Raw genomic sequence first — 14,733 nt, forward strand, 5'->3', positions numbered from 1 at the left:
GAGGTCATCATGAGTCAGAACGTTTATCAATTTATCGACCTGCAGCGCGTTGATCCGCCAAAGAAACCGCTGAAGATCCGTAAGATCGAGTTTATTGAGATCTACGAGCCGTTTTCCGAAGGCCAGGCCAAAGCACAGGCAGACCGCTGCCTGTCCTGCGGTAACCCTTACTGTGAGTGGAAATGTCCGGTACACAACTACATCCCGAACTGGCTGAAGCTGGCCAACGAAGGGCGTATTTTTGAAGCCGCCGAGCTGTCACACCAGACCAACACCCTGCCAGAAGTCTGCGGGCGCGTTTGTCCACAGGACCGTCTGTGCGAAGGTTCCTGTACGCTGAACGACGAGTTTGGCGCGGTCACCATCGGCAACATCGAACGCTATATCAACGATAAAGCGTTCGAGATGGGCTGGCGCCCGGATATGACCGGCGTGAAGCAGACCGACAAGAAAGTCGCCATCATCGGCGCGGGCCCAGCGGGCCTGGCGTGCGCTGACGTGCTGACCCGTAACGGCGTGAAAGCCGTGGTCTTTGACCGTCACCCTGAAATCGGCGGTCTGCTGACCTTCGGTATCCCAGCCTTCAAGCTGGAAAAAGAGGTGATGACCCGCCGCCGTGAGATCTTCACCGGCATGGGGATTGAGTTCAAACTCAACGTTGAAGTGGGCCGCGACGTTCAACTGGATGACCTGCTGAAGGATTACGATGCTGTGTTCCTCGGCGTGGGCACCTATCAGTCGATGCGCGGCGGCCTGGAGAACGAAGACGCTTCCGGCGTATTCGACGCCCTGCCGTTCCTGATTGCCAATACCAAGCAGATTATGGGCTTCGGCGAAACCGCCGAAGAGCCGTATGTCAGCATGGAAGGCAAGCGCGTGGTGGTGCTGGGCGGCGGTGATACCGCGATGGACTGCGTGCGCACCTCTATTCGCCAGGGTGCAACGCACGTGACCTGTGCCTACCGTCGTGACGAAGAGAACATGCCGGGTTCAAAACGCGAAGTGAAAAACGCGCGTGAAGAAGGCGTGGAATTCCAGTTTAACGTCCAGCCTCTGGGCGTTGAAGTGAACGCTAATGGCAAGGTCAGCGGCGTCAAAATGGCGCGTACCGAAATGGGTCAGCCGGATGCGAAAGGCCGCCGTCGCGCGGAGATCGTTGCCGGATCCGAGCACGTGGTGCCAGCCGATGCCGTCGTCATGGCGTTTGGCTTCCGTCCACACAGCATGGAATGGCTGGCGAAGCACAGCGTTGAGCTGGATTCTCAGGGCCGCGTCATTGCGCCTGAAGGCCACGAAAACGCTTTCCAGACCAGCAATCCGAAAATCTTCGCCGGTGGTGACATCGTGCGCGGTTCCGATCTGGTAGTGACGGCGATTGCCGAAGGCCGTAAGGCGGCTGAAGGAATCATGAACTACCTGGAAGTGTAAAACCGTTCCGGCTCCCCTGCCAAAGCGTTACGCTTGTGGATGGGGAGCCTGTATTTCCCTGCTAAATACTCTCTAATGCCTTCTTTGAAAGCGGCTCGCAAACGCGGATGTAACTCAATGTAATACCGCCCCCCTGGATTGACCCAGCAATGCCTGAAGCGTATTGGTTGCGATACCTTTTATTTCGCCACTATCGCATCAGGGATGACATGACTATACCAACATCACTTCAGCCCGCTGAGGATTATCAGCAAATCCATGACGGTATTATCCGACTACTGGACACAGCACGCACCGAGACCGTCCGCAGCATCAACGCCCTGATGACGGCAACCTATTGGGAAATTGGCCGACGAATTGTCGAGTTTGAGCAGAATGGTGAAGCGCGGGCGGCCTACGGCACTCGACTGATTGAACGTTTATCGGTGGATTTAACTCAGCGGTATAAACGTGGGTTTTCTAGCAGAAACCTGTGGCAGATAAGAACATTTTATCTCTATTTTCAAGAAGTTGAAATTCTGCAGACAGTGTCTGCAGAATCTTCGCGTCTGATACAGCTTGCCCGAGCTTTCCCTCTTCCGTGGTCAGCCTATATCCGTTTACTGTCAGTCAAAGACGCTAATGCCCGTCAATTTTATGAAAAAGAGACATTACGTAACGGCTGGTCGGTACGACAGCTAGAGCGGCAAATTGCCACGCAGTTTTACGAGCGGACACTGCTATCCCATGACAAACCAGCCATGCTGCAACAGGGTGTGCCTTCTGTCCCCGAGGTTTTACCGGAACAGGCACTGCGCGACCCTTTCATTCTGGAGTTTTTAAACCTGAAGGACGAGTATTCAGAGTCTGATCTTGAAAAAGCGCTCATAAACCATCTGATGGACTTTATGCTGGAACTGGGCGATGACTTTGCGTTTGTAGGACGTCAGCGTCGCTTGCGGATTGACGACAGCTGGTTTCGCGTCGACCTGCTATTTTTCCACCGAAAATTACGTTGTCTGTTGGTTATCGACCTGAAAGTAGGCAAATTCAGCTATGCCGATGCAGGGCAAATGAATATGTACCTGAACTATGCCAAAGAGCACTGGACTATGCCGGGAGAAAATCCCCCCGTGGGGCTCATTCTGTGTGCGGAGAAAGGGGCTGGAGAAGCACACTACTCACTGAACGGTCTGCCCAACACCGTGATGGCAAGCGAATACAGAATCCAGTTGCCTGATGAAAAACTGCTAGCAGATGAGCTAATTCGTTCGCAAAGAGCATTGGCCGCGCGGGGTAACTCCCTGTCTGACTGACATAACAAAACAGGCCCTAAAGGGCCTGTTCTCATCTTACTTCACTACGCGGAGCGCTGGGCGCCCACCGCGAGGCGGCGGCGGTGTATCATCCGGGTCGTTGTCATCGCTGATATCGGGCTTATCGCCATCAATCACTGACATCACCGTTTCGCTTCCACCGTTATCCACGTCTTCATCATCATTGAAGCTTTCTGCATTCTCATCATATGCAGCTTCAGGTTCAAACATGGTTCCGGCACCGTTCTCACGGGCATAGATAGCCAGCACGGCGGCCAGCGGGACGGAAACCTGACGCGGTACGCCGCCGAAGCGCGCGTTGAAGCGCACTTCATCGTTGGCCAGCTCAAGGTTGCCCACCGCACGTGGTGCGATGTTCAACACGATCTGTCCATCACGCGCGTACTCCATCGGTACATTCACGCCTGGCATCATGATATCGACCACCAGATGTGGCGTCAGCTGGTTATCCAGCAGCCACTCGTAGAACGCACGCAGCAGGTACGGACGGCGTGGGGAAAGCTGAGATACTTCCATTCAATTAACCCCGGCCAAGGCGCATTTCGCGCTCGGCTTCCGTTAAGGATGCGAGGAAAGAGTCACGCTCAAAGACGCGAGTCATATAGCCTTTCAGCTCTTTCGCACCTGCGCCGACAAGCTCAATGCCCATTACCGGTAGACGCCACAGCAGTGGAGCCAGGTAGCAATCGACGATGCTGAACTCATCGCTCAGGAAGAACGGCTTCTGGGTAAAGACCGGCGCAATTGCCAGCAGCTCTTCACGCAGCTGTTTACGCGCAGCGTCTGCCTGAGCAGCGGAGCCGTTCATCACCGTGTTCATCAGTGAGTACCAGTCTTTCTCAATACGGTGCATATACAGGCGGCTTTCACCACGTGCGACCGGATAAACAGGCATCAGCGGCGGATGAGGGAAACGCTCATCCAGATATTCCATAATGATGCGTGACTCCCACAGAGTCAGTTCACGATCCACCAGTGTCGGTACGCTTTGATTCGGGTTGAGGTCAATCAGATCCTGCGGTGGATTGTCCTTTTCCACGTGCTCTATCTCAAAGCTGACGCCTTTCTCAGCCAGCACGATGCGGACCTGATGGCTATAGATGTCAGTAGGACCAGAAAACAGCGTCATTACCGAACGTTTGTTGGCAGCGACAGCCATGAAAACCTCCAGGTATATTCAGAATTTTTACTGCTACCAGCCACAACGGCGGCTAGCCAGATGATTAGCCCTATCTGCACGCTGAACAACATTCTCGTTCACGAATTAAACAAAAAATGAACAATCGCGCGCATTTGGGCAGAAAATTGGATGATAGTCTACCAGATTTTGAACGGCTTGTGGTGAGGGGATTCTGGAAAAGCGGAAAAAGAGCCCGACTGCCATCGATTTGCGGGCATAAAAAAACCCGCCGAAGCGGGTTTTTTTCGCCAATTGTTGTCTGCCGAAGCAGAAACAAATTAACGCTTGGAGAACTGAGGACGACGACGTGCTTTACGCAGGCCGACTTTCTTACGTTCAACCTGACGAGCATCACGAGTAACGAAGCCAGCTTTACGCAGTTCGGAACGCAGGGACTCATCGTACTCCATCAGAGCGCGGGTGATACCGTGACGGATCGCACCAGCCTGACCAGAGATACCACCACCTTTAACAGTGATGTACAGATCCAGTTTCTCAACCATGTCGACCAGTTCCAGCGGCTGACGAACTACCATGCGGGCAGTTTCACGACCGAAGTACTGTTCCAGAGAACGTTGGTTGATAACGATTTTGCCGTTGCCCGGTTTGATGAAAACGCGAGCTGCGGAACTTTTGCGGCGACCAGTGCCGTAGTATTGATTTTCAGCCATTGCCTATAATCCCGATTAGATGTCAAGAACTTGCGGTTGCTGTGCCGCGTGGTTGTGCTCGTTACCCGCGTAAACTTTCAGTTTACGGAACATTGCACGACCCAGCGGGCCTTTTGGCAGCATGCCTTTAACCGCGATTTCAATCACACGCTCAGGATGGCGAGCAATCATCTCTTCAAAGGTCGCTTCTTTAAGACCACCGACGTAGCCAGTGTGACGATAGTACACTTTGTCAGTACGCTTGTTGCCGGTTACAGCAACTTTGTCAGCGTTCAGGACGATGATGTAATCACCGGTATCTACGTGCGGAGTGTATTCCGCTTTGTGCTTACCGCGCAGGCGCAGAGCCAGTTCGGAAGCCAGACGGCCCAGAGTTTTACCGGTCGCGTCAACAACATACCAGTCGCGTTTTACGGTTTCTGGTTTAGCTGTAAAAGTTTTCATTAAAAGCTTACCCAAATAAATTAGTTACACGTTGGTGAACACCCAAACGTTTTGTCAGTTGAGGTTCACACGACATTGTCCAGCAAACCTACCCCTTCGAATAGCCTATGCCGGCGCAGAGAAAGTTTTGGGAAAAAAACTCTCTTGTAACGTGGGGTCGCAAGATTATAGAGAAGTCGGGGTCAAAGATCGACCCCTTTATGTGATTTGCCGTGGGTTTTTCGGGGCCAGGGGATATGCGGCCTGATACCCTCCTCTTTCACGAGGAGGGTGGCATTTATGGCATGTGCGGGCGCTTCAGATACTCTTCGCTCTGCATTTCCTGCAAACGTGACAGACAGCGCTGGAACTCAAACTTCAGTCGCTCGCCCTGATAGATGTTGTAAAGCTCCACCTCGGCGCTGACCACCAGCTTCACATGGCGTTCATAGAACTCATCGACCAGCGCGATAAAGCGGCGGGCCTCGCTCTCCAGCAGCGGCGTCATTATCGGCACGTCATAGAGCATCACGGTGTGGAACAAACGCGAGAGCGCGATGTAGTCGTGCTGGCTGCGTGCATCGACGCACAGCGTGGTGAACGACACCGCCAGCGTCTGATTCTCAACGCCCAGGGTCGGCAACTGACGGTGGTTAATCTCCAGCGTCGTCTGGTTCTGCTGCGTGGTACCCGCCAGCGCTAGCCACAGCGTGTTCATCTGCTGACGCGTATCGGCATTCAGCGGTGATAGCCACAGATGAGCCTGCGTTAACGTGCGCAAACGGTAGTCGATACCTGCATCAACGTTCATGATATCGCAGTGTTCTTTAATCGCCTCAATCGCCGGCAGGAAACGCGCACGCTGCAGGCCGTTGCGGTAGAGTTCATCCGGCGGAATGTTAGAGGTCGCCACCAGCGTAATACCGCGGGCAAACAGCGCCTTCATCAGGCCGCCGAGCAACATGGCATCGGTGATATCGGAAACAAAAAACTCATCGAAGCACAGCACGTCTGTTTCCGCTTTAAACCGTTCGGCGACGATTTCCAGCGGGTCGCTGTGCCCTTGTAATTCGCCCAGCTCTTCGTGCACCCGCAGCATAAAGCGGTGGAAGTGCAGACGCTGTTTACGCGTGCCCGGCAGACTCTGATAGAACATATCCATCAGCCAGGTTTTGCCGCGCCCGACGCCGCCCCACATATAAAGGCCGCGCACCGCATGCGGGGTGTCAGTCTCTTTCTTACCCAGCAGCTTACCAAAGCGCGCGCGCAGGCCACCACCCGAGGCAGGTGCAGGTGCGGGCGTTTTGTTTTGCAGTTCCTGGTAAATAGTGTCGAGGCGGTTGACCGCCTCACGTTGAACGTCATCGGGTTGATGACTGCCCTCTTCAAGAGCCTGAAGATAGCGCGATGTGGGGGACTGGCTTCGCATGATCTAATTGTTATTCCTTTGAAAACCGGTATGTCTTACTTCACGATTGACTAAAAAAAGTCCGTTCTACACTACGCGATGATGCGTCAGGATTCCACTTCTACGGGATTAGCGGTTATAGTGGCACTATCGGGCGCTGGCATGGAGCTGCCGAAGCTGCCAATACCCTATGGAACTATAAAACAACGGGAGATGTTCATGACCTGGGAATACGCGCTAATTGGGTTAGTTGTCGGTATCATCATCGGTGCCGTGGCCATGCGTTTTGGTAATAGCAAATTACGTCAGCAGCAGGCGTTGCAGTACGAGCTGGAGAAAAACAAAGCCGAGCTGGAAGAGTATCGCGAAGAGCTGGTCAGCCATTTCGCCCGCAGCGCGGAACTGCTTGATAACATGGCAGACGACTACCGCCAGATTTATCAGCACATGGCGAAAAGCTCCAGCAACCTGCTGCCGGGCATGTCTCCAGACGCCAACCCGTTCCGTAACCGTCTGGCCGAATCCGAAGCGGGTAACGACCAGGCACCGGTTCAGATGCCGCGCGACTATTCTGACGGCGCATCCGGCCTGCTGCGCGGCAGCGCAAAACGCGATTAATCTGCATTCCATAAATATTTCACGGGCGCATCATTTGCGCCCGTCCTCTTCTGCTCACGCCGACTATATTTACTTCAATAACATCAGTCTTTTCGGGAAGTATTGTCCTTGCATACAGGGTCATGAGGGCCAGCATCAATGAAGAAATCGACTTTACTGTTAAGTGCACTGGCGTTAAGCATCGGGTTATCACTCGCCGTACCCGCTCCGGTACTGGCCTCGCTGCCTACGCAGGTTCCTGGCCAGGGTGCCTTGCCAAGCCTCGCGCCGATGCTGGAGAAAGTGCTGCCCGCCGTGGTGAGCGTGAAGGTTGAGGGTACCGCGCCGGTGAATCAGCAGGTTCCGGATGAGCTGAAGAAATTCTTTGGCGATGATGGTAGTAACCCGGCCAATGAACCCACCCAGCAGTTTGAAGGACTGGGCTCCGGGGTCATCATCGATGCCATCAAAGGCTACGTGCTGACCAACAACCATGTGGTGAGCGACGCACAGAAGATCAGCGTCCAGCTTAACGATGGCCGCGAATTTGAAGCCAAGCTTATCGGCAGCGACGACCAAAGCGACATCGCCCTGCTGCAAATCCAGAAAGCCAGCCACCTGACGCAAATTGCGATTGCCAACTCCGATAACCTGCGAGTCGGTGATTTCGCGGTCGCCGTCGGCAACCCATTTGGTCTTGGTCAGACCGTGACCTCCGGGATTGTCTCGGCGCTGGGTCGTAGCGGCCTGAATCTTGAAGGGCTGGAAAACTTTATTCAGACCGATGCCGCCATTAACCGCGGTAACTCCGGCGGCGCGCTGCTCAACCTGAACGGCGAACTGATTGGCATCAATACCGCTATTCTGGCGCCCGGCGGCGGCAGCATAGGCATCGGTTTTGCCATCCCAAGCAATATGGCGCAGACCCTGGCACAGCAGCTGATTCAATTTGGTGAAATCAAACGCGGCCTGCTGGGCATCCGCGGTATGGAAATGACCGCCGATATCGCGAAAGCGTTTAATCTTGACGTGCAGCGCGGCGCCTTCGTCAGCGAAGTGCTGCCAAACTCAGGCTCAGCTAAAGCCGGCATTAAATCCGGTGACGTGATCACCAGCCTGAACGGTAAGCCGCTGAACAGCTTCGCCGAACTGCGCTCCCGCATTGCCACGACCGAACCGGGTTCGAAGGTGAAGCTGGGCCTGCTGCGCGACGGCAAACCGCTGGAAGTTGAAGTCACGCTGGATAAGAGCACCTCGTCCACCGCCAGCGCCCAGCTGATTATCCCCGCGCTGGAAGGGGCAACCCTGAGCGATGGTCAGGCGAAAAGCGGCACCAAAGGGGTGGTGATTTCCAACGTCGAGAAAGGCAGCCCGGCCGCTCAGGTGGGTCTGCATAAAGATGACGTCATTATCGGCATCAACCGTGAGCAGACGACTTCGATTGCCGAACTGCGTAAGGTGCTGGAAACCAAACCAGCGGTGATTGCACTCAACGTTATGCGCGGTAACGAGAGCATTTACCTGCTTATGCGCTAATCCTCGGAAATCGGGTATGGCCTTATACACAAAATCATTCAAGTTGTATCAAGGCGGCAAGTGAATGACCCCCAGGAGCGTACATAAGTACGTGACTGGGGTGAATGAACGCAGCCAACGCAGAGACGGCTTGAAGGATGAAGTGTATACGGTGAACTCGTGGTATGCTTCGCCCAGTTTCCTCATCAACGATGCCTGTATCATGCTTCTAAAGCTCTTACGTTCCGTCGCACTAGGTTTACTGGTTGGCGGCATATTGATTGTGACCGTCCCCTCTCTGCGCCAGTGGAATCCATTAGCCACTCAGCGCTTTAGCAGCACGGACGAAACGCCTGCCAGCTATAATTCAGCGGTGCGCCGTGCCGCGCCTGCGGTGGTTAACGTCTATAACCGCAGCCTGAACAGTAGCACCCACAGTCAACTGGAGATTAAAACGCTCGGCTCCGGCGTGATTATGGATCAGCGCGGATACATCATTACCAACAAGCATGTGATCAACGATGCGGACCAGATTATCGTCGCCCTGCAGGACGGCCGGGTGTTTGAAGCGCTGCTGGTTGGCTCCGATAGCCTGACCGACCTCGCGGTACTCAAAATTAACGCCACCGGCGGTCTGCCGGTGATTCCGATTAACCCGACCCGCGTACCGCACATCGGCGACGTGGTGCTGGCTATCGGTAACCCTTATAACCTCGGTCAGACCATCACCCAGGGGATTATTAGCGCCACCGGTCGTATCGGCCTGAACCCAAGCGGCCGACAGAACTTCCTGCAAACCGATGCCTCCATCAACCACGGTAACTCCGGCGGCGCGCTGGTTAACTCGCTGGGCGAACTGATGGGTATCAACACCCTCTCTTTCGATAAGAGCAACGACGGCGAGACGCCGGAAGGGTTGAGCTTTGCCATCCCGTTCCAGCTGGCGACCAAAATTATGGATAAGCTCATCCGGGACGGTCGCGTAATCCGTGGCTTTATCGGCATTAGCGGCCGTGAAATTGCGCCGCTGCGCGCGCAGGGCGGCGCTATCGATCAGATTCAGGGGATTGTGGTTAACGAAATCGCCCCGGACGGCCCGGCCGCGCAGGCAGGTATTCAGAATAACGATGTGATTATCTCGGTGAACGGTAAACCGGCAGTTTCCGCACTGGAAACCATGGACCAGGTCGCGGAGATCCGCCCAGGTTCAGTAATCCCGGTGGTGGTGATGCGTGAAGATAAGAAGCTGACGATGCAGGTGACGATTCAGGAATATCCGGCGTCGAACTAAATAACCAAAAGCAAAGGGGCCATCGGCCCCTTTGTTATATTCAGCGCTCAGATCTTATTTGTTAATAAAATCTTCACCAAGCTGAATATCTTTTCTCAGCGTATCCAGCATCCCTTCCAGCGCCTGCTGTTCGTAAGCGCTCAGTTTGCCAATAGACTGACGTTCTTCAATCCCATTTTTGCCCAGCAGCAGCGGCTGTGAGAAGAAGCGGGCGTATTCGCCGTCGCCTTCAACATAGGCGCACTCAACCACCCCTTTCTCGCCCTGCAAGGCGCGAACCAGAGACAGCCCAAAGCGCGCTGCGGCCTGGCCCATGGAGAGCGTAGCTGACCCGCCGCCGGCTTTGGCTTCCACCACTTCGGTACCCGCATTCTGGATACGCTTGGTCAGGTCATTAACTTCCTGCTCGGAGAAACTGACCCCTGGGATTTGCGACAATAAAGGAAGAATCGTGACGCCAGAGTGGCCGCCGATAACCGGGACCTCGACGTCGCCGCATTTTTTACCTTTCAGTTCAGCGACGAAGGTATTGGAGCGGATGATATCCAGCGTGGTCACGCCGAACAGTTTATTTTTGTCGTACACACCCGCCTTTTTCAGCACCTCAGCGGCGATCGCCACGGTGGTGTTGACCGGGTTGGTAATGATACCAATGCAGGCTTTAGGCGCGGTTTTAGCGATTTGTTGCACCAGGTTTTTGACAATCCCGGCGTTAACGTTGAACAGATCGGAGCGATCCATACCGGGCTTACGTGCTACCCCAGCAGAGATCAGGACAACATCCGCCCCTTCCAGCGCAGGCGTCGCATCTTCACCAGAGAAACCTTTGATGTTCACATCAGTAGGAATATGGCTGAGATCGACAGCCACGCCAGGCGTGACGGGGGCAATATCATAGAGGGAGAGTTCTGAACCTGAAGGCAGTTGGGTCTTTAGTAGTAGGGCAAGCGCCTGGCCAATACCGCCGGCGGCACCAAGGACTGCGACTTTCATCCTAAACTCCTTATTATGGTTAATGACATTCAGGTAATAACCTGTCGTGGACCGCATAACCGACGCAAGAGATACCTGTTGTTACTCCGTTGCGGCGACCTTAATTCACAAGGTAATTAATTACAATATAATTGCTTACAGAATGCGGAGTCTCCAGCAGCATTGCTGGCGTTACCGCACTACTCCCAGAAAAAGGTCTATCTACGAAACCAAACTTTCATCAACTATCGATTACAATATACTCAGCATGTTGCGTAAAACAACAGCAATTTAATAACAATTCATTTACTTTTAACTTATTTGGATCCCGTGATATAGGCATGTTTCTTAGGTCTAATTTTTGCTAAAATCCCGCCTTTCTCTATTTGGCCTAGCCTCTTGGGATAAATTGTTTTGCATAAAAATTCACCTATATGCATAATAATGTTAATTTCACCACCATAGTCAGGTGACTTATGCGAAGTTCCACTAAACAAGAAGAATTAGTTAAAGCCTTTAAAGCATTACTGAAGGAAGAAAAATTTAGCTCTCAGGGCGAAATTGTTCAGGCCTTACAGGAAGAAGGCTTCGATAATATCAACCAGTCCAAAGTCTCCCGTATGCTGACGAAGTTTGGCGCAGTGCGTACCCGCAACGCCAAAATGGAGATGGTTTACTGCCTGCCGGCTGAGCTGGGCGTGCCAACCACCACCAGCCCGCTGAAAAACCTGGTTCTGGATATTGACTACAACGATGCCGTCGTCGTCATTCATACCAGCCCTGGTGCGGCGCAGTTGATCGCGCGACTGCTGGACTCGCTGGGCAAAGCAGAAGGTATTCTCGGCAGCATTGCCGGCGATGACACGATCTTCACTACGCCTGCTCGAGGTTTCACTGTTAAAGATCTCTACGAGGCCATTCAGGTTCTGTTCGAACAGGAACTGTAATCCCTCGTGATACTCCTCTGGTTCTTCCGGAGGAGTCTGTTTTCCCGCCAACGCCCCGCCGTTTTCACTGCCGTTTCGTTAACATTTAGTGCGATTCTTCACATCATTACATAGATACAGTGAATATATCCCGACTTAAGCGCACAAAACATCAAATTATCCTATCTTTTTGATTTTACGCATTATTAGCCCACAGCTTTGCCAAAATATGCGTTTTTTTATACGTATATGTTCTAAAAATGACGATTCCTGACAAGTAATTACACGAGAAACAATTAGCCGGGTATTAATATTTCATGTGATTAGTGTATACTTGATTTCGTGATGAGGGTCACAAAACAAAGGCCTTCCAAAAAAATTCGACGAGGTGAGTATCATGAAAATCAAAACTACCGTTGCCGCTCTGAGCATCCTATCCGTTATCTCGTTTGGCGCTTTTGCCGCTGATTCTATCAACAGCGACCAGGCACAAACCCGTCAGTCAATCGGCACCGTTTCCATTGGTTCCGTCGGTTCAACCCCGATGGATATGCATGAGATGCTGAACAAGAAAGCGGAAGAACAAGGTGCATCGTCTTACCGCATCATTGAAGCGCGTACTGGCGATCGCTGGCATGCAACGGCTGAACTTTATAAATAAGACGCAGTACGTCGGTATTAAGTAAAAAATATCCCCAGCGGTCCCAGGAATAAGCATCAGCATCCTCTCACCGCTGCACAATAAGGTGAGGAGTAAAGAATATGAAAAGCGCAATTATCATCGCATCCCTTGGTCTGGCATCCGTACTCTCTTTCGGCGCAAGCGCCGCAGTACATCAGGTGAACGCAGACCAGGCACAGAACCTACAGTCCATCGGCACCGTTTCCGTTTCACAGATAGGTAGCGACCCAATGGATATGCGCAGCCAGTTAGCCGCAAAAGCAGAGAAAGAAGGCGCTAGCAGCTACCGCATTATCGAAGCCCGTACCGGCGACAGCTCGCACGCTACGGCTGAGCTGTACAAATAAACCCTCGTCGTCTTGTCCGACGACTTGCCCTCGCTTTTCGGCGAGGGCTTTTTTTATCCGCGAGAAACGTTAAAGCGCAGCATCCCTTCCAGCTCTTCTTCCGCTTCATCAAATAGCAGAATCAGCGCGCCGTAGCGTCGGCGCTGCTTATCGTCCATGTGCAGGAATTCAATCTCCAGCGGCAGCGGTATTACATTGCCGGTCACCACGTTCCAGAGCGCGTCCAGATCGCGAATCGACTCACGATCGAGGGCAAAAAGACGGGCGAACTCCCGATAAAAATCGCCCTGATCCTCTATCTCGTCAAAATCAAAAGTATAGATTTTCATCTTACGCCCTCTCCCCTATTCAACAGACTAAAGTCCCCCAATGTGCAGCGTTTTCACCTCGAGGTACTCTTCCAGCCCCAGCACTGAACCTTCGCGCCCAAGCCCCGACTCCTTCACGCCGCCAAACGGCCCTAACTCAGTTGAAACGGCACATTCGTTAATGCCAATCATGCCGCTCTCCAGCGCCTGCGAGACGCGGAAGACGCGAGACAGGTTCTGGGTGTAGAAATAGGCCGCCAGGCCGTAAGGTGTATTATTCGCGCGCTGAATAACTTCATCTTCATCGCTAAAACGGAAACAGGCCGCCAGCGGGCCAAACGTCTCCTCCTGCGCCAGCAGCATTTTTTCCTGACAGTCGCCCAGCACGGTCGGCTGCCAGAAGTTACCGCCCAACGCATGCGGCTGCCCACCAGCCAGCACTTTGGCTCCTTTCGCTACGGCGTCCTCAACGTGTTCACGTACTTTTTTAACGGCTGCAGCCTCAATCAATGGCCCCACGATCACGCCGTCATCCAGTCCGTTCCCCACCTTCAGCGCCTTCACGGCGGCAGCAAGCTGGCTGACGAAGCGCTCATACACGCTATCGTGAATATAAAAACGGTTCACGCTCACGCACACCTGTCCAGCGTTGCGGAACTTATTGGCGATGGCCCCCTGAACGGCGGCGTCAATATCCGCGTCTTCAAAGACGATATATGGCGCGTTGCCGCCGAGCTCCATGGAAACTTTCTTCATGGTTTCCGCAGCGTTACGCACCAGCGTTTTGCCCACCGAGGTTGAGCCGGTAAAGGAAATTTTGCGCACTTCATGGCTGGCCATAATCGCGTCGCTAATCTCCTGCGTATTCCCCGCCACAGCGTTCAACACCCCGTCCGGGATCCCCGCTTTCTTCGCCAGCGCCAGCAGTGCGAAGGCGCACAGTGGCGTGTTATTGGCGGGTTTAATTACCCCAGTACAGCCAGCCGCCAGCGCCGGACCAAGCTTGCGGGTGAGCATCGCCATCGGGAAGTTCCACGGCGTAATCGCCGCTACCACGCCGATAGGCTCGCGGGTCGCCAGAATGCGTGAGCCCGGTTTCGCTGGCGGAATTATCTCGCCGTTGGCCCGTTTCCCCTGTTCGGCAAACCACTGAATAAAGCTCGCCGCGTAGTCCACCTCGCCCTCAGCCTCTTTCAGCGGTTTGCCCTGTTCGATGGTCATCAGCTTCGCCAGCCAGCTTTTATGTTCGATGATGAGCTGGTACCAGCGATACAGCAGCTCAGAGCGTGCCTTCGCCGTTTTCGCCCGCCAGAGTGGGAACGCACGAGCGGCGGCGGCAATCGCCTGTTCCGTCTCCTGTTTTCCGGCCTTCGCGACTTTGGCGACGACCTCGCCTGTCGCGGGGTTGAGCACATCAAAGGTGGTGTTGAGCTGATGCCATTCGCCGTTCACCAGGTAGCCCGTTTGAAAGAGATCGTTGTCCTGCCATGCTTGCGTGGTCATTACACCCTCCTGAAAAGTGTTTCTATACACAAAATCATTCAAGTTGCATCAAGGCGGCAAGCGAGTGAATCCCCAGGAGCTTACTAAAGTAAGTGACTGGGGTGAGCGAGCGCAGCCAACGCCGAGGCGGCTTGAAGGATCAAGTGTATATCTAAGTATAGCTATC

16 protein-coding genes are annotated in these 14,733 nt (G+C 53.6%); 8 read left to right on the top strand and 8 right to left on the bottom strand.

The window, feature by feature from the left end; genetic code table 11:
- Window positions 1-9 precede the first annotated feature (9 nt).
- Both gltD and ACLGE8_RS09195 read left to right on the top strand, forming a co-directional pair.
- Window positions 10-1,428 carry a glutamate synthase subunit GltD gene (gene gltD / locus ACLGE8_RS09190; RefSeq protein WP_410998055.1) on the top strand — a complete coding sequence of 473 codons (1,419 nt, stop codon included), beginning with the start codon at window positions 10-12 and terminating at the stop codon, window positions 1,426-1,428.
- 209 nt (window positions 1,429-1,637) lie between these two features.
- A complete protein-coding gene (locus tag ACLGE8_RS09195) occupies window positions 1,638-2,723 on the top strand; it encodes a PDDEXK nuclease domain-containing protein (protein ID WP_410998057.1) in 1,086 nt (361 codons plus the stop codon).
- A gap of 36 nt (window positions 2,724-2,759) precedes the next feature.
- Here ACLGE8_RS09195 and sspB read toward each other — a convergent pair whose 3' ends face one another.
- The 5 genes from sspB to zapE all read right to left on the bottom strand — a co-directional run bounded on the left by sspB (window position 2,760) and on the right by zapE (window position 6,447).
- Window positions 2,760-3,260, bottom strand: a complete 501-nt coding sequence (sspB, locus tag ACLGE8_RS09200) for a ClpXP protease specificity-enhancing factor (RefSeq protein ID WP_410998059.1) — start codon at window positions 3,258-3,260, stop codon at window positions 2,760-2,762.
- Between the two features lie 4 nt (window positions 3,261-3,264).
- Complete coding sequence (sspA, locus tag ACLGE8_RS09205) at window positions 3,265-3,903, bottom strand: stringent starvation protein SspA (RefSeq protein ID WP_185667785.1); 639 nt, start codon at window positions 3,901-3,903, stop codon at window positions 3,265-3,267.
- Window positions 3,904-4,202: 299 nt separating this feature from the next.
- Window positions 4,203-4,595, bottom strand: coding sequence for a 30S ribosomal protein S9 (gene rpsI, locus ACLGE8_RS09210; RefSeq protein ID WP_000829818.1), 393 nt, complete (start codon window positions 4,593-4,595; stop codon window positions 4,203-4,205).
- 15 nt (window positions 4,596-4,610) lie between these two features.
- Window positions 4,611-5,039 (bottom strand): 50S ribosomal protein L13, encoded by a 429-nt coding sequence (rplM, locus tag ACLGE8_RS09215; RefSeq protein WP_185667784.1) that lies wholly within the window; start codon window positions 5,037-5,039, stop codon window positions 4,611-4,613.
- A gap of 277 nt (window positions 5,040-5,316) precedes the next feature.
- Entirely contained in the window at window positions 5,317-6,447 is a 1,131-nt protein-coding gene (gene zapE, locus ACLGE8_RS09220) for a cell division protein ZapE (RefSeq protein WP_410998062.1), read from the bottom strand.
- 198 nt (window positions 6,448-6,645) lie between these two features.
- On the opposite strand from zapE, the gene zapG reads away from it, so the two are divergent.
- The 3 genes from zapG to degS all read left to right on the top strand — a co-directional run bounded on the left by zapG (window position 6,646) and on the right by degS (window position 9,829).
- Complete coding sequence (gene zapG, locus ACLGE8_RS09225; protein WP_035891191.1) at window positions 6,646-7,044, top strand: Z-ring associated protein ZapG; 399 nt, start codon at window positions 6,646-6,648, stop codon at window positions 7,042-7,044.
- A 138-nt stretch (window positions 7,045-7,182) separates the two neighbouring features.
- Entirely contained in the window at window positions 7,183-8,559 is a 1,377-nt protein-coding gene (gene degQ / locus ACLGE8_RS09230) for a serine endoprotease DegQ (protein ID WP_410998064.1), read from the top strand.
- A 202-nt stretch (window positions 8,560-8,761) separates the two neighbouring features.
- Window positions 8,762-9,829, top strand: a complete 1,068-nt coding sequence (gene degS / locus ACLGE8_RS09235; protein ID WP_410998066.1) for an outer membrane-stress sensor serine endopeptidase DegS — start codon at window positions 8,762-8,764, stop codon at window positions 9,827-9,829.
- 54 nt (window positions 9,830-9,883) lie between these two features.
- On the opposite strand, the gene mdh is transcribed toward degS, so the two are convergent.
- The gene (mdh, locus tag ACLGE8_RS09240) at window positions 9,884-10,822 is read right to left on the bottom strand and encodes a malate dehydrogenase (RefSeq protein ID WP_410998068.1); all 939 of its coding nucleotides are present in this window, start codon (window positions 10,820-10,822) and stop codon (window positions 9,884-9,886) included.
- 455 nt (window positions 10,823-11,277) lie between these two features.
- Between mdh and argR the strand changes: the two genes are divergently transcribed.
- The 3 genes from argR to yhcN-B all read left to right on the top strand — a co-directional run bounded on the left by argR (window position 11,278) and on the right by yhcN-B (window position 12,756).
- Complete coding sequence (gene argR, locus ACLGE8_RS09245; protein WP_035891195.1) at window positions 11,278-11,748, top strand: transcriptional regulator ArgR; 471 nt, start codon at window positions 11,278-11,280, stop codon at window positions 11,746-11,748.
- A 376-nt stretch (window positions 11,749-12,124) separates the two neighbouring features.
- Complete coding sequence (gene yhcN, locus ACLGE8_RS09250; protein WP_185669806.1) at window positions 12,125-12,388, top strand: peroxide/acid stress response protein YhcN; 264 nt, start codon at window positions 12,125-12,127, stop codon at window positions 12,386-12,388.
- Between the two features lie 101 nt (window positions 12,389-12,489).
- Window positions 12,490-12,756 (top strand): DUF1471 family stress response protein YhcN-B, encoded by a 267-nt coding sequence (gene yhcN-B, locus ACLGE8_RS09255; protein WP_123651675.1) that lies wholly within the window; start codon window positions 12,490-12,492, stop codon window positions 12,754-12,756.
- 53 nt (window positions 12,757-12,809) lie between these two features.
- Here the strand turns inward: yhcN-B and ACLGE8_RS09260 are convergent, their stop codons facing one another.
- Together ACLGE8_RS09260 and ACLGE8_RS09265 are read right to left on the bottom strand one after the other, a co-directional pair.
- Window positions 12,810-13,085, bottom strand: coding sequence for a barstar family protein (locus ACLGE8_RS09260; protein ID WP_410998070.1), 276 nt, complete (start codon window positions 13,083-13,085; stop codon window positions 12,810-12,812).
- Between the two features lie 27 nt (window positions 13,086-13,112).
- Window positions 13,113-14,567: an NAD-dependent succinate-semialdehyde dehydrogenase gene (locus ACLGE8_RS09265; protein ID WP_410998072.1), complete on the bottom strand. Its 1,455-nt coding sequence runs from the start codon at window positions 14,565-14,567 to the stop codon at window positions 13,113-13,115.
- Between the last annotated feature and the right edge of the window lie 166 nt (window positions 14,568-14,733).

It is taken from the genome of Kluyvera sp. 142486 (assembly GCF_046569695.1).
In the GTDB taxonomy this organism is placed as follows: Bacteria; Pseudomonadota; Gammaproteobacteria; order Enterobacterales; family Enterobacteriaceae; genus Kluyvera.

What these genes read in the sequence shown, in the direction of transcription:
- rpsI (WP_000829818.1), bottom strand. Translation starts at nt 4,595, where the DNA reads ATGGCTGAAAATCAATACTACGGCACTGGTCGCCGCAAAAGTTCCGCA.
- degS (WP_410998066.1), top strand. Translation starts at nt 8,762, where the DNA reads ATGCTTCTAAAGCTCTTACGTTCCGTCGCACTAGGTTTACTGGTTGGC.
- degQ (WP_410998064.1), top strand. Translation starts at nt 7,183, where the DNA reads ATGAAGAAATCGACTTTACTGTTAAGTGCACTGGCGTTAAGCATCGGG.
- mdh (WP_410998068.1), bottom strand. Translation starts at nt 10,822, where the DNA reads ATGAAAGTCGCAGTCCTTGGTGCCGCCGGCGGTATTGGCCAGGCGCTT.
- yhcN (WP_185669806.1), top strand. Translation starts at nt 12,125, where the DNA reads ATGAAAATCAAAACTACCGTTGCCGCTCTGAGCATCCTATCCGTTATC.
- zapE (WP_410998062.1), bottom strand. Translation starts at nt 6,447, where the DNA reads ATGCGAAGCCAGTCCCCCACATCGCGCTATCTTCAGGCTCTTGAAGAG.
- zapG (WP_035891191.1), top strand. Translation starts at nt 6,646, where the DNA reads ATGACCTGGGAATACGCGCTAATTGGGTTAGTTGTCGGTATCATCATC.
- ACLGE8_RS09260 (WP_410998070.1), bottom strand. Translation starts at nt 13,085, where the DNA reads ATGAAAATCTATACTTTTGATTTTGACGAGATAGAGGATCAGGGCGAT.
- sspB (WP_410998059.1), bottom strand. Translation starts at nt 3,260, where the DNA reads ATGGAAGTATCTCAGCTTTCCCCACGCCGTCCGTACCTGCTGCGTGCG.
- rplM (WP_185667784.1), bottom strand. Translation starts at nt 5,039, where the DNA reads ATGAAAACTTTTACAGCTAAACCAGAAACCGTAAAACGCGACTGGTAT.
- sspA (WP_185667785.1), bottom strand. Translation starts at nt 3,903, where the DNA reads ATGGCTGTCGCTGCCAACAAACGTTCGGTAATGACGCTGTTTTCTGGT.
- argR (WP_035891195.1), top strand. Translation starts at nt 11,278, where the DNA reads ATGCGAAGTTCCACTAAACAAGAAGAATTAGTTAAAGCCTTTAAAGCA.
- gltD (WP_410998055.1), top strand. Translation starts at nt 10, where the DNA reads ATGAGTCAGAACGTTTATCAATTTATCGACCTGCAGCGCGTTGATCCG.
- ACLGE8_RS09265 (WP_410998072.1), bottom strand. Translation starts at nt 14,567, where the DNA reads ATGACCACGCAAGCATGGCAGGACAACGATCTCTTTCAAACGGGCTAC.
- yhcN-B (WP_123651675.1), top strand. Translation starts at nt 12,490, where the DNA reads ATGAAAAGCGCAATTATCATCGCATCCCTTGGTCTGGCATCCGTACTC.
- ACLGE8_RS09195 (WP_410998057.1), top strand. Translation starts at nt 1,638, where the DNA reads ATGACTATACCAACATCACTTCAGCCCGCTGAGGATTATCAGCAAATC.